14 protein-coding genes are annotated in these 12510 nt (G+C 66.1%); 7 read left to right on the top strand and 7 right to left on the bottom strand.

Features of this window, described 5'->3' with window-relative positions; genetic code table 11:
• The first annotated feature begins 26 nt into the window (after positions 1–26).
• Together ROZ00_13060 and ROZ00_13065 are read left to right on the top strand one after the other, a co-directional pair.
• On the top strand, positions 27–836 hold the full coding sequence (locus tag ROZ00_13060; GenBank protein MDT3737149.1) for a class I SAM-dependent methyltransferase: 810 nt from the start codon (positions 27–29) through the stop codon (positions 834–836).
• Entirely contained in the window at positions 833–1726 is an 894-nt protein-coding gene (locus tag ROZ00_13065) for a DMT family transporter (protein MDT3737150.1), read from the top strand. Before ROZ00_13060 ends, ROZ00_13065 begins: the two co-directional genes overlap by 4 nt.
• On the opposite strand, the gene ROZ00_13070 is transcribed toward ROZ00_13065, so the two are convergent.
• Positions 1723–2757 carry a helix-turn-helix domain-containing protein gene (locus ROZ00_13070; GenBank protein ID MDT3737151.1) on the bottom strand — a complete coding sequence of 345 codons (1035 nt, stop codon included), beginning with the start codon at positions 2755–2757 and terminating at the stop codon, positions 1723–1725. The genes ROZ00_13065 and ROZ00_13070 overlap by 4 nt on opposite strands.
• A gap of 96 nt (positions 2758–2853) precedes the next feature.
• Here ROZ00_13070 and ROZ00_13075 point away from each other — a divergent pair, with 96 nt between their 5' ends.
• Positions 2854–3831, top strand: a complete 978-nt coding sequence (locus tag ROZ00_13075) for a homocysteine S-methyltransferase family protein (GenBank protein ID MDT3737152.1) — start codon at positions 2854–2856, stop codon at positions 3829–3831.
• Here ROZ00_13075 and umuD read toward each other — a convergent pair.
• Positions 3824–4162: a translesion error-prone DNA polymerase V autoproteolytic subunit gene (umuD, locus tag ROZ00_13080; protein ID MDT3737153.1), complete on the bottom strand. Its 339-nt coding sequence runs from the start codon at positions 4160–4162 to the stop codon at positions 3824–3826. The two genes, ROZ00_13075 and umuD, sit on opposite strands and share 8 nt — an antisense overlap.
• A complete protein-coding gene (locus ROZ00_13085; GenBank protein MDT3737154.1) occupies positions 4159–4743 on the bottom strand; it encodes a LexA family transcriptional regulator in 585 nt (194 codons plus the stop codon). The genes umuD and ROZ00_13085 overlap by 4 nt, the downstream gene beginning before the upstream one ends.
• Positions 4744–4849: 106 nt before the next feature.
• Here ROZ00_13085 and ROZ00_13090 point away from each other — a divergent pair, with 106 nt between their 5' ends.
• From ROZ00_13090 to ROZ00_13105, 4 genes are all read left to right on the top strand, one after another.
• Positions 4850–6409 carry a Na+/H+ antiporter gene (locus ROZ00_13090; GenBank protein ID MDT3737155.1) on the top strand — a complete coding sequence of 520 codons (1560 nt, stop codon included), beginning with the start codon at positions 4850–4852 and terminating at the stop codon, positions 6407–6409.
• Between the two features lie 94 nt (positions 6410–6503).
• Positions 6504–7184 carry a helix-turn-helix transcriptional regulator gene (locus ROZ00_13095; protein ID MDT3737156.1) on the top strand — a complete coding sequence of 227 codons (681 nt, stop codon included), beginning with the start codon at positions 6504–6506 and terminating at the stop codon, positions 7182–7184.
• A complete protein-coding gene (locus ROZ00_13100; GenBank protein MDT3737157.1) occupies positions 7181–7741 on the top strand; it encodes a DUF6036 family nucleotidyltransferase in 561 nt (186 codons plus the stop codon). The genes ROZ00_13095 and ROZ00_13100 overlap by 4 nt, the downstream gene beginning before the upstream one ends.
• Positions 7742–7865: 124 nt before the next feature.
• On the top strand, positions 7866–8555 hold the full coding sequence (locus ROZ00_13105) for an outer membrane beta-barrel protein (GenBank protein ID MDT3737158.1): 690 nt from the start codon (positions 7866–7868) through the stop codon (positions 8553–8555).
• A gap of 22 nt (positions 8556–8577) precedes the next feature.
• Here the strand turns inward: ROZ00_13105 and ROZ00_13110 are convergent, their stop codons facing one another.
• From ROZ00_13110 to ROZ00_13125, 4 genes are all read right to left on the bottom strand, one after another.
• Positions 8578–8973 (bottom strand): hypothetical protein, encoded by a 396-nt coding sequence (locus ROZ00_13110; GenBank protein MDT3737159.1) that lies wholly within the window; start codon positions 8971–8973, stop codon positions 8578–8580.
• Entirely contained in the window at positions 8970–10349 is a 1380-nt protein-coding gene (locus ROZ00_13115) for a hypothetical protein (protein ID MDT3737160.1), read from the bottom strand. The genes ROZ00_13110 and ROZ00_13115 overlap by 4 nt, the downstream gene beginning before the upstream one ends.
• Before the next feature lie 286 nt (positions 10350–10635).
• Positions 10636–11445: a hypothetical protein gene (locus tag ROZ00_13120; GenBank protein ID MDT3737161.1), complete on the bottom strand. Its 810-nt coding sequence runs from the start codon at positions 11443–11445 to the stop codon at positions 10636–10638.
• A gap of 6 nt (positions 11446–11451) precedes the next feature.
• Complete coding sequence (locus ROZ00_13125) at positions 11452–12033, bottom strand: hypothetical protein (protein MDT3737162.1); 582 nt, start codon at positions 12031–12033, stop codon at positions 11452–11454.
• Positions 12034–12510: the final 477 nt, after the last annotated feature.

Raw genomic sequence — 12510 nt, forward strand, 5'->3', positions numbered from 1 at the left:
GTCGGCGCAACCACCGGAGATTTGCCTTGAAGAAGCGTTTGAAGCGGTTCGTACCGAAATTCCTGAGGGGACCCTTTTTCGAGGGCCTGCGTTACCGCAACGACATGATCCCGCCGAAGTCGATGAGCTTCGTCGGCAAGGGCGACTTCGTCAAGATCGGCCGGGAATTCCGCCGGCACTTCATCGACCTGGCCGGCCTGCGGCCGGAACACCGCGTGCTCGACGTCGGCTGCGGCATCGGCCGCATGGCGATCCCGCTGACGGAGTACCTCTCTCCCGCCGGCGGCTACTGGGGCTTCGACATCGTCAAGAAAGGCATCGACTGGTGCCGCGAGCGCATCACGCCGAAATTCCCCAACTTCCATTTCCAGCACAGCGACGTCTACAACAAGCATTACAACCCGGACGGCCGGGTGCGCGCCTGCGACTACCGCTTCCCCTACGAGGACGATCTCTTCGACTTCGTCTTCCTCACCTCGGTGTTCACCCACATGGTGCCGGCCGACCTGGAGAACTACCTGCGCGAGATCGCCCGCGTGATGAAACCGGGCGGCAAGTGCCTGATCACCTTCCTGCTGCATAACGGGGAATCCGCCGGCCTGATCCGCGCCGGCAAGAGCGACCTCGATTTCGTGCATGAGATGGACGGCTACTTCACGACCAAGCCGGCCGACCCGGAGGCCGCCATCGCCTACGACGAGCAGGTCGCCCTGCGGTTCTTCGAGCGTTGCGGTCTGGCCGTCGAGCCGCCGGTGCGCTACGGCTCCTGGTGCGGCCGGAAAAAGTACCTCTCCTACCAGGACGTCGTCGTCGCCGGCAAGCCCACGGCGGCGTGACGGCCCGAGTCATGGCCGCCGAGCCGAACCGCCACCGCCGCGCCGTGGCGCTGATGTTCTGCGCCGGGCTGCTGTGGAGCATCGCCGGCGTGTTCACCCGCCACGTCGAGCAGGCGCCGCGCTGGGAGACCACCTTCTGGCGTTCCTTCTTCTGCGCGCTGGCGATGCTGGTCATCCTCGCCGCGCTGCACCGCCGCCGCGCCGTCGATGAAGTCATGCGCCTCGGCCGCGTCGGCCTCGCCTCGGGCGCGCTGTGGGCCGTGATGTTCACCGGCTTCATGCTGGCGCTGACGCAGACCAGCACCGCCAACACGCTGATCCTCACCAGCATCTCGCCGCTCACCGCCAGCCTGTTCGCCTGGCTGCTGCTCGGCGAGCGCGTGCCGCTGCGCACCTGGCTGCTGATCGGCGTGGCCTTCGCCGGCATCCTCGTCATGTTCGGCGGCGAGGCCGGCGGCGGACGCATGACCGGCAACCTGATCGCGCTCAGCGTGCCGCTCGCGGCGGGACTCAATTTCGTCCTCATGCGCAAGACCGGCGCACGGGTAAACCTGATTCCCGCCGTGCTGGTCGGCGGCCTCCTGTCTGCGCTGGTCACGCTGCCGCTGGCCTGGCCCTTCCTCGCCAGTGGGCAGGATCTCGCCATCCTCGCCCTGCTCGGCGCGCTGCAGCTGGCGCTGCCCTGCGCGCTGGCGGTGGTGGCGGCGCGCAGCCTGTCGCCAACGGAAGTGGCGCTGATCGGATTGACGGAATGCGTCTTCGGCCCGGTCTGGGCCTGGCTCGGCGCGGGGGAAGTGCCGACGGCGCACGCGCTGTTCGGCGGCGCCCTGGTGCTCGCCGCCCTGGTCGCGCAAGCGATCGCTTCAGGCGGTCGATTGCGCGCCGCCTAGGCGCCGACGACCAGCGCCTTGCGCATCCCGCCGAAGCGCTTGCGGTACTGGGCCGGCGTCAGGCTGACCTTGCGGCGGAACAGGCGGCTGAAGAATCCGGCGTCCTCGTAGCCGACCTCGTTGGCGATGGCCTCGATGGGCAGGTTGCCCGACTCGAGCATCTGCTTGGCCTCCTCCAAGCGCAGGGTGTGCACGTACTCGAGCGGCGACATGCCGGTGGCGAGTTGGAAGCGGCGCTTGAACGAACGCTCGGGAAGGCCGGACAGGCGCGCCATGGCGGCGACCGGACTGGGCTCGGCATAGTGCTCGGCGATCCAGGCCTGGCAGCGGGCGATCGCCGCGTCCTCGACCTGGCGCGAGCGCGCCAGCCGGGCGAAAGGCTGCTGGCCGATGGCGTGCCAGTCGATCAGGTTGAGGCGGGCGACCTGCATCGCCGCCTCGACGCCGGCGTGGCGCGCGATCAGGTAGAGCGAGAGGTCGAGCCAGGTGGTGCCGCCGCCGGCCATGACGAGGCGCTGGCCTTCGCCCGTCACCACCAGCGCCCGCTGCGGATGCACCTTCACCGCGGGGTAGCGCTTGTTCATCACCTCGCACCAGGCCCAGTGCGTCGTCGCCTCGCAGCCATCGAGCAAGCCGGCCTCGGCGAGCAGGATCGCGCCGGAACACGCCGTGGCCAGCGTGGCGCCGGCGGCGTGACACTGCCGCAGCCAGGCGATCTCCGCGTCGAAACGCCCCGCCAACGGTTCGCCGGGCGGGATCGTCACCTCCGGCACGCAGACGATGTCCGGGGGCGGACACTCCGCCAGGACGGCCTGCGGCGAAACCATCACGGCGTTGCCCACCGTGACGGCGCCCGCCCGCGCCGAGACGATGCTCGGCTGCATCAGCGCCGGCCCGGCCTTTCCGTCCACGATCACGCCCCAGTCGCGCCCGGCCGACATGAACAGGTCGTACATGCCGAACACCACCGAGGCGCTGGTCTCGGGGAAGACGAGGATGGCGATGCGGGTCGGGGCGCTGGCAGGGTTCATGGCCGATCCGTCCGGTTTCTTGCGCAAACGGCTTTGGTCGCCCGGGCGCGGCGGGCGTACCTTCACGTCACCTATTAAACCCAAAGAGGTGACCCGATGACAACCCCGACGACCTCCACCGCCGCCAAGTACCGCCAGCGCCTGCCGCAATTGGGCAGCAACCTGTTCATGACCGACGGCGGCCTCGAGACCACGCTGATCTTCCACGACGGCATCGACCTGCCCTATTTCGCCGCCTTCGACTTGTTGAAGGACGCGGCCGGCACCGCGGCACTGCGCCGCTACTACGTCCGCTATGCGGAAATCGCCCGCGCCCGCCGCCTCGGCATCGTGCTGGAGGCGCCGACCTGGCGCGCCAATCCCGACTGGGCGGCCAAGCTCGGCTACGACGCGCCGGCGCTGGCCGAGGCCAACCGCAAGGCGATCGGCCTGATGCGCGAGATCCGCGAGACGTACGAGACGCGCGAGACGAAGATCGTCATCAGCGGCAACCTCGGCCCGCGCGGCGACGGCTACCGCGCCGAATCGCGCATGAGTGCGGCGGAGGCGCGCGACTATCACGCGCCGCAGATCCGCACTTTCGCGCAGACCGCGGCCGACATGGTGGCGGCGTTCACCATGAACTACGTCGAGGAGGCCGTCGGCGTCGTACTGGCCGCCCGCGAGGCGGCGATGCCGGTGGCGATCTCCTTCACGCTGGAGACCGACGGGCGGCTGCCTTCCGGCGACACGCTCGCCGACGCCATCCGCCGCACCGACGACGACACCGACGGCTACGCCGCCTACTACATGATCAACTGCGCGCACCCGACGCATTTCGAGGCGGTGCTGCGCGACGGCGAGTGGCGCCGGCGCATCCGCGGCCTGCGCGCCAACGCCTCGAAGCGCAGCCATGCCGAGCTCGACGAGAGCAGCGACCTCGACATCGGCGATCCGCGCGAGCTCGGCCTCGCCTACGACGCGCTGAGAAGCCTGCTGCCCGGGCTGTCGGTCGTCGGCGGCTGCTGCGGCACCGACCACCGGCACATCGAGGCGATCTGCGAGGCCTGCCTCGAGCCCGCGGCGGCTATTTGAGGCGGTGCACCACGCTGGTCGCCACGCCCCAGATCGACAGTTCGGCGTCGTCGGGGAATGCGGCGGGATGCTGGCAGGGATTCTCCGGCAGCAGGCGGACATGGCCGTTGCGCCTGCAGAGGCGCTTCAGCGTCAGTCCGCCGTCCCCTTCCGCCACCACCAGATCGCCGTCGGCCGGCTCGAGGGCGCGGTCCACCACCAGCAGGTCGCCGTCATGGATGCCGGCGCCGGCCATCGACTCGCTGTGCACGCGGATGAAGAAGGTCGCCTCGCGGTGCGCGACGAGATGTTCGTTGAGGTCGAGGCTGTTGTCGGCGGATGCGTCGCTCATGCGTACTTCCGGAAGCTGCCGGTGACGAGGCCGAAGATCTCCAGCTGGCCCTGCGGGCGGATCGGCGGGTAGGCCGGGTTGCCGGCCTTGAGGTACACGCCGCGCTTGTCCTGGGCGAGATACTTCAGGGTGAACTCGTTGTCGACGATGGCCACCACGATGTCGCCGACGCGCGCCGAGCGGCCTTTCTCGACGACGATGTAGTCGCCCGGCTGCAGGCCGGCGTCGACCATCGAGTCGCCCTTCACGGTGAGCAGGATCGTCCGGCTCGGCGCGTCGACGAGGAACTCGTCGATGGTGAGCGTCTCGGTGCCGGCGTCGTTGGCGGCGGCGGGCAGGCCGGCGCGCACCGAGTCGGCCACCGGCCGGTCGAAGAAGCGCGGGCCGGGAGCAAGGCGCCGGTCCGGCGTGGTCTGCAGGAAGCCGGCCAGCTTCAGGCGGCCGGCGACGGCGTGGGCCGAAGCCACAGAGCGCAGGCCGAGCAGCCGCGCCATGTGCGAGAAGGAGGGCAGGCTGCGATGGGCGGCGAAGTAGTCCTGCAGGCGGCCGAGGTAATCCGAATCGTGTGAGGCTGGGGGCATGGCACCTCCGAATGTTCATTCGCATCCTAGCGAACGAACATTCGTTTGTAAAGGGGCCGCCTGAAAGCATGAATAATGGCGGCTTTTTGCCGCCCCCATAACAACGATGCTGCTGCTCGAACTCGTCCTCTTCCTGCTCCTGTGCGCCGTCGCGCTGGGCTGGGTCGCCCGCCACTTCCGTTTTCCCTATCCGATCGCCCTGGTGGCGGGCGGCGCGCTGCTCGGCCTGCTGCCGAAGCTGCCGCAGTTCCCCTTCGACCCGCAGCTGATCCTCGTCATCGTCCTGCCGCCGATCCTCTACCAGGCGGCGCTGCTCACCTCCTGGAGCGACTTCAAGGCCAACATCCGCCCGATCGGCCTGCTCGCCATCGGCCTCGTGCTGGCCACCACGCTCGCCGTCGGCGCGACGCTGAAATGGCTGGTGCCGGGCATGCCCTGGGCGGCGGCCTTCGCCTTCGGCGCCATCGTCTCGCCGCCCGACGCGGTGGCGGCCACCGCCATCCTGTCGCGACTGAACATTCCGCGCCGCATCGTCACCATCCTCGAGGGAGAAAGCTTAGTGAACGACGCCTCCGGCCTGGTGCTCTACAAGTTCGCCGTCGCGGCGGCGCTCACCGGCGCCTTCTCGCTCGCCGAGGCCAGCCTGCAGTTCGCCGCCGTCTCGGCCGGCGGCATCGTCCTCGGCGTCGGCCTTGCCTACGCCTTCATCGCCATCCACCGCCGCCTCGGCGACCCCTTCATCGAGGTGCTGACCGCCCTCGTCTCACCCTACGTCGCCTACATCGCCGCCGAATCGCTGCACGTCTCCGGCGTGCTCGCCGTGGTGGCGGCCGGACTCGTGCGCGGGCGCCATGCGCCGGAGATCGTCTCCGCCGAGATGCGCATCATGGCGCGCTCGGTGTGGAACGTGCTGGTGTTCCTGTTGAACAGCCTGGTCTTCATGCTGATCGGCCTGCAGCTCTCCGACATGCCGGACCGCCTCGCCCGCTACTCGGCCGCCCAGCTGATCGGCTGGGGCCTCGCCATCAGCGCGGTGGCGATCCTGGTGCGCTTCGCCTGGGTGTATTTCGCCGCCTACCTGCCGCGCGCGCTGAGCGGCAGCCTGCGCGAGGCCGAGCCGCGGCTGCGCAAGCGCGAAATGGGCATCATCAGCTGGTGCGGCATGCGCGGCATCGTCTCGCTGGCGGCGGCCCTCGCCCTGCCGGCGACGCTGCCCGGCGGCGGCGCCTTCCCGCACCGCGATCTCATCGTCTTCCTGACCTTCTTCGTCATCGCCGTCACGCTGGTCGGCCAGGGCCTGACGCTGCCGGCGCTGATCCGCCGCCTCAAGGTCGGCTCGGACTGGCGCATCGAGGCCGAGAGCCAGCGCGTGCGCGCGGCCATCGGCGCGGCGGCGATCGCCGCCATCGACGACCTCATCGCCCGCGAGGGCGCGCCCGACGCCTGGGCCGACCCGCTGCGCGCGGAAATCCGCGGCCGCATCGCGCTGGCCGCACCGCAGGGCCTCGAAGCCAACCCGCAGGCCGAGCTGCTGCTGCGCCTGCGCCGAGCCGCGCTGCGCGCCGAGCGCACCGAGCTGATCCGCCTCTGGCGCGACAACGAGATCGGCGACGAGGTGCTGCACCACCTCGAGGAAATCCTCGACTACCAGGAAGCGCATATCTAGGGAAAGTCAGTCTGCGCGGCACGGCGCGTGACGGGCTGAGAAATTGGGCAATATATTGACCAATATTGGAAATTATGGTTAATATTGTGACCAAATGAGCACTTCGGAAATCAGCGCCATCCTGGAACGCCAGTTGTTGCTGCAACTGGGTGACCGGCTCAAGCGACTGCGCAAGGCGCAGGGCGTGGGCACGGTCGAAATGGCCGCGCGCGCCGGGATCACCCGCAACACCCTGCGGGCAGTCGAAGCCGGCGATCCGGCCCCCTCCATCGGCACCTACCTGCGCGTCATGTCCATCCTCGGCATCGGCGGCGAGCTGGCGCTGTTGGCCGGAGACACCCTGCAGCCGGCGCCGGCGGATTCCGCCGCGGCACGATCCCGGCGCGCGGCGCCGGTCGTGCAGGTGCGCGTTTCGGCGGACGACGCAAGGCATCGGCTTCAGGACCTGCAAAGCCTGGTGCTCCACGAAGAGGCCGTACGGCTGGCCAAGGCCGACCCGGCCCTGGTGCTGCAGGCCCAGGAAACCACCAAGCGCTGGCTGGCCACCGGCGACGCGCGCTCGGCAAGCCTCTGGCGCGAGTGGCAGCGCATTCTGAGTGCGGGCGCCTGGCGCAAGGTGCTCGGCCGCACGCGACATGCACAGCAACTGCGGCAGGCCTCGCCGCTCGTCACCATCCTTCCGGAAGAAGTGCGCCAGCGCATCCTGAAGCAAGTGCGCAACCTCAAAAAAGGGGTCGTGATCGGCGACGGGGAAGATTCCCGGGAGACGTCATGACGCGAGAAGAACTCGAACATATCATCCGCGCCAGCGGCGACATCACGGACCAGTACGAATTCGTGATCGTCGGAAGCCAGTCGATGCTTGGCTCCGTTCCCAATCCGGAAAAGGTGTTCACGGTGTCCATGGAGGCCGATATCTATCCGCTCCAGGCTCCCGAACTGGCCGACAGGATCGACGGCGCCATCGGCGAAGGCTCGCCGTTCCACCAGAAATTCGGCTACTACGCACAAGGCGTGGCCCCGGGTACCGCCATGCTGCCAAAGGACTGGATGCAACGCGTGCATCGCGTCCAGAACGACAGAACCCAAGGTCGGGTGGGTTACTGCCTGGACGTGCTCGACCTCTTCCTCTCGAAAGCCGCGGCCGGACGCGAGAAGGACCGCGAGTTCTGCATGGCGCTGTTCGAGCATGGCTACGTTACCCCGGCACAGGTGCTGAAGGCGGCGGAGACCATGCCCGTCGACGACAAGGAAAAGCGAACGCTGCGCGCAACGATTCGCCGATGGGCGCGGGCCGTACGAGACGCCGGTCACAACATTCCGGAGGAGTGAGCGAAGCAAAGGCCGCCACCATTGCTTCGCTATCGGCGCGGCGAGAAAAGTCAGTCGCTGGAGAACGGCGGAATGCATTAGCATGGCGCTTTCCGGCGAATCAAGGCACGAGGGACAACCGACCATGCACACACTCAAGATCGTTTCGGGCCTGCTCTGCCTGGCGGCCGCCTTGCCGGCGCTGGCCCAGTCAGCCAATTGGAGCGGCTGCTTCGCCGGCGGCCAGGCCGGCTACGGCCGGGCGAACCTCAAGGGCTGGTCCGACACGAATCCGCCCGGCCAACCGTCGATCGGCTCGACGACCGCCACCGGCGGCGCGCTCGGCGGGCAGGCCGGCTGCGACCTGCAGGCCGGCAACTGGGTGTGGGGCGCGCAAGCGTCGCTGGGCCTGGCGGACATTACCGGCAGCCACCGCTACAAGCCCTTCGGCAGCGGCCCCAACGACCGCGTCGCCTACGACATCGGCGCGCTGGCGACGCTGACGGGGCGCATCGGCCATCTCTTCCGGCCCGACACGCTCGGCTACGTGCGCGCCGGCGCCGCGTGGACGCGCACCAACCACGACGACAGCGATCCCGCGCCGCTCTTCGGCGTGCCCTACACCGGCGACACCACCGCGACGCGCCGCGGCTGGCTGCTCGGCCTCGGCGTCGAGCACCGCTACGGCCGGCACCTGTCGGCCTTCGCCGAGTACACCCACATGGACTTCGGCAAGAAGACCGTCACCATCGACTACAGCGACGGCTTCACCTTCCGCTATCCCTTCCGCCAGCGCATGGACTTCCTCGGCGTCGGGGTGAACTACCGCTTCTGAAGGATCCAGTCTCCGCGCAACCTCACGCGGCAGTTCCCGTTCGCAACCTGAATGTCCAGCCTTCGCGGGCACACAGCGCCTCGATCGATTGCCGCGCCTCTCCGTAGTGGAGGCTGCCCCCGCCCCAGCCCTGGTCCGAGCGGTCCTCCGCATAAGACATTCCTTGCTGCTTCCATCCGGCCCCGATGAAGGACGGCGGCGGAATGCCGGCGGCCATTTCCGTGGCGGTTTCCTCGAGCAGGAGTTCGCGCCTGGCGGCATCCAGCCGGATGACGATGCGCTGCTTCACTTTGCGGCTGCCGAGAAACCATTTGGCGGCGATGGCCTGCTTTTCGGCCAGCAGCATGTCGTCCCGTCGCTCGACCCGCCAACCGCACGCTTCCAGCTCGTCGGCGAGCAGCATTGCCAGGCCGGTCATCTGATTTTCCCGGCAATGGCCCTGGCGAGATGCACCAGCGTCTCCTCGCTGGCCGGCGTCTTGAGGATGTATCCGCTTCCCCGCCCCTTGCTGCGCGCCTCCTCGTCCTGGGCAAGCCGCTCCAGGTCGCGCAGCGAGAAGCCGTAAATCTCGATGGTCACATACCAGTTGCCCTTGATGAAGACGGCGACGTACTTGTCCCCCCGGCGAAAATCGGCCTGGTCCTCCAGCGCCAGATATCCCGTCTCGACGCCGTTTTCCGTCCAAGTCCTGAGAATCCTGGCGGCACTGGCGTAATCCGACTTGTTCTTGAGGATGTTTTCCTTGACCCGCTCCTTGAAGCTGAAGACGTAGCCGGTCGGCGTGGTCTGGACCGCCGGCGCGATCGCAACGCTGACGGAGTTGTGCATGAAGGTCAGGATCTTCTTGCCGGTCGCATCGTAGAAGCGGCCGTCCTTCTCCCGGTAGCCGGTCGGCGTCAGCTTGACCGTTTGCGCAAAGGCGCCATCCGAGCGCTTGCGCGGCGTCATTTCCTCGGGTTTTGTCCTTTCGCGCACATTCAGCTTCCAGCCGGGAGGCAGGTCGCGCTGGGTGATGAAGAAGCCTTCCGGCCCGGCGGCCCGGCCCGCCTTGGCGCGCAGGGCATCCACCTGGGCGCTCCTGTTCTGCCACAGTGCGGCAATCATCTCGCTCCTGCCCGCCTGGAGCTGTTCCTGCTGCAGCTTCAGCTCCAGCCGGTCGCGCCAGAAATCGTCGATCTGGCTGCGCAGCTTTTTTTCCAGCTTCTCGCCGATCTGTTCCTTCTGGTAGTTCTTGGCCTTGATCATCCTTTCATACATCTGGTCCTTGACGACGAAATAGCCGCTGCTCTTCTGCGTCGTCGCCCTTGAAAAGGCGGTCTGCTTCGACTCGAAGCTGGTGTCGCCCCGGCGCAAATCCTCCAGGCGCGCCGCCTTGTATGCCTGGTATATCTTGCCGTCGAACTTCGGTATGTAGTAGTAGTCGCGCATGACCTCCAGCGAGGTCTTGTACACGCCGAACGCCAGCAGGAAGCCGTTCATGGCCTGCGGCAGCAGCTTGTCCTTCATCTTGTCAATGGCCTTGCCGAGCGCGTAGTCCTGGAGATCCGCCAGGGCTTCGGTGTCCCGCGCCTCGCAAAAGCCGTTGATGACCTTTATGGCGAACACCGCCTCGTCCATGCCGGCCAGCAGGTCGGGGTTCTCGTTGAAGACCAGCGATACGGCGTCTTTGCCAAGCCCGGTAAACCGGGAAACTTCCTCGATGACCTCGGCCCGCGCCGGCCTGTCGATGCCTGCCGCCGCGGGAACCGTCACCAGCATGGAAACCAAAAACAGCAGGGCACCCTTGAATGCCATGATCTCTCCTCGTAAATTCGGGAATCGCCAACGGCGGCTATCGTACTCCCCTCGCCGCCGGCGCGGCGGGGAAAGTCAGTCGCTGCGAGGCGGCGATGCGGGTGGGCGAATTCGGCGAAGAGTTGATTCCAGGCAGGCTGCATTGATCGGCCGGTTCTCGGCCGAAGCGGAAGTTCAATCGCTCAAGCGCGAACCGCCGTTACCGACCCAATACGGACGTTCAACGCCGCGGTTCAGCGGCGGCGCGCAGCACAGTCCGCTGCTACGGTTTGTTGGGCAGTGGTGCTCACGTTGCACCCTTCATCGCCAACAGTTCCTTACTCAACGTCTTGGTTACCTCCCAAAGCATCGCAGCATCATCTGTCGAGAGCGTTACACCATGCGCACGCTCCTTCTCTGGATGTACGTAGTTTCTATAGTCGCGGAGGATAACCGCCACATCCTTGGCTGAACGTGAAATCCATCCAAGGTCGTGGCCAACGTCAATGTACGGGGCCAAAGTCCATTGGCGCAGATCGAGAGGCTTTCTTGTCTTTGCATCAATTGGGGCGGCATTTGAGCGAAATAGACAGCTTTTGTCCAAAAGCTTATTAGCCCTCGATACGAAGAGCGCCTCGAGCAACCCGCCCATCATCACAGTTGCGGCGAGTGGCGCATTAGCTTGCAGGCACCGCGTGCACTCCTCCCAGCGGCGACTCAGGATTGCCTGCATTTGCGGATCAGCGGCAAGTGGTGCGAAGGTTGGCGAGGCATCCCCTGTTCGGATCGTTGGCGTGACCACGAGAGCATCATTGCGAGCGTCGAGCAGCGCTGCTTTTGCGCGACTGACAGCGGTGACATAGGTGCTCTTTGCGGAGTTCCTATCGGTGGCATCGAGAATGGTGCGATAGGGATCATCAATGGAAGCGAGCACCTGCTGGCGCACACCCGGAGCGAGCACCATGCGCCGAGTCCGGAACCAACTGAGGGCGGTAGCTTTGAGAAAGTCCTTTTGCTCAGCATTCCGAATCTGGGGCGCCTTGGTCTTGCTCAGGAGTTTGCGAGCGCGGTCCAGTTCGGCGATGGCGCCTTCGATCTGGCTGTGCAAATCAGACACGGAAAGTTACCGGCGCTTAGTTTTCGACTTCGTCGTAGCCTGTTTCTTGGTCTGTCTCTTCTTTTTAGTGGGTGCCTCTGTGCCGCCAGGAAGAGTCATGGCGACTAGATTCTCACCCACGCTGTTGATCGTGAAGTCGCCCGGAGAAGAGCTGTCGAGATACCCGGCCGCCTTGGCGTTGTTGAGAGTTACGCGAGGGTTTGCGGGTCGCTTACGGCCAGCCAGCCTAGCTGCTTCTTGCAGGACGTCACCGTTCACAGAATCACGTCTTTCTGCGGGTGGCGCCTCAAATCGGTAGTAGTACGCAACGGCCGCAGCAAACTGCTGGTCACTCTTTGGTGATTTCCCGGCGATGAAAGTCTTAATATCCGTGGCTCCCGCGTTGCCGACAAGAGGAAGAACTGGTAGCGCTGCTGGATTCGTAGGCACGCTACTTCCATGAGGAGGGGCCTGCGGTGCGGCTGAAGACACCCCAAGTCCCTCGGCAATCCAACGGAGGACTCGCTGCTGGCGCTCGGACGGGAGATCCTTGAGTTGATCGAAGATCGCCTTCGCGATGTCGAAGTCGTCAGATTGTGCGTGTGTCATGAATAGCGACCTCCGTCTGGACTAGTCGGTTCTGTCTGTGCTGCCTAACTTTGAATTAACGAAATAGGTGTCTGTTTAATTTTCCACGTCCGTTAGCGCCTGTCGAATGTCCATTCCTTGCCTCACGACCTATATAATTTTTATACGGACAGGGCGCCCATGAATCACTAGGAGACCAATTGTGCCCCGGAAGGAGGGAGTAAGCAATGCGATTGACATCGCCGAATCCGCTTTCTGGTTATCCGACAACCGTCCGCTCCTGGCCGAAAGCGGCATACCGGCCTAATCTATTGACTGACCGCTTCGGCCGAGGACCAGCCGTAGCTAGATACACATGCCGCGGTTTTTCCCAGAAGCGGCACTTGCTTTCGCCGTACCCCGGCGACTGACTTTTGTTTTCAGCGCGCCGCGCCGTCTTCGCTTTCCGCCGGCCGGTCTTCGCCGGCCGCGCGGGCGCCCTGCGGGACGAAGCTCATC

Source organism: Denitratisoma sp. (assembly GCA_032027165.1).
GTDB lineage: Bacteria > Pseudomonadota > Gammaproteobacteria > Burkholderiales > Rhodocyclaceae > Desulfobacillus.

Coding starts and splice junctions, on each gene's coding strand:
- ROZ00_13090 (MDT3737155.1), top strand. CDS start 4,850: ATGCTGCTGCTCGAACTCGTCCTCTTCCTGCTCCTGTGCGCCGTCGCG.
- ROZ00_13110 (MDT3737159.1), bottom strand. CDS start 8,973: ATGACCGGCCTGGCAATGCTGCTCGCCGACGAGCTGGAAGCGTGCGGT.
- ROZ00_13095 (MDT3737156.1), top strand. CDS start 6,504: ATGAGCACTTCGGAAATCAGCGCCATCCTGGAACGCCAGTTGTTGCTG.
- ROZ00_13075 (MDT3737152.1), top strand. CDS start 2,854: ATGACAACCCCGACGACCTCCACCGCCGCCAAGTACCGCCAGCGCCTG.
- ROZ00_13125 (MDT3737162.1), bottom strand. CDS start 12,033: ATGACACACGCACAATCTGACGACTTCGACATCGCGAAGGCGATCTTC.
- ROZ00_13105 (MDT3737158.1), top strand. CDS start 7,866: ATGCACACACTCAAGATCGTTTCGGGCCTGCTCTGCCTGGCGGCCGCC.
- ROZ00_13070 (MDT3737151.1), bottom strand. CDS start 2,757: ATGAACCCTGCCAGCGCCCCGACCCGCATCGCCATCCTCGTCTTCCCC.
- umuD (MDT3737153.1), bottom strand. CDS start 4,162: ATGAGCGACGCATCCGCCGACAACAGCCTCGACCTCAACGAACATCTC.
- ROZ00_13085 (MDT3737154.1), bottom strand. CDS start 4,743: ATGCCCCCAGCCTCACACGATTCGGATTACCTCGGCCGCCTGCAGGAC.
- ROZ00_13115 (MDT3737160.1), bottom strand. CDS start 10,349: ATGGCATTCAAGGGTGCCCTGCTGTTTTTGGTTTCCATGCTGGTGACG.
- ROZ00_13100 (MDT3737157.1), top strand. CDS start 7,181: ATGACGCGAGAAGAACTCGAACATATCATCCGCGCCAGCGGCGACATC.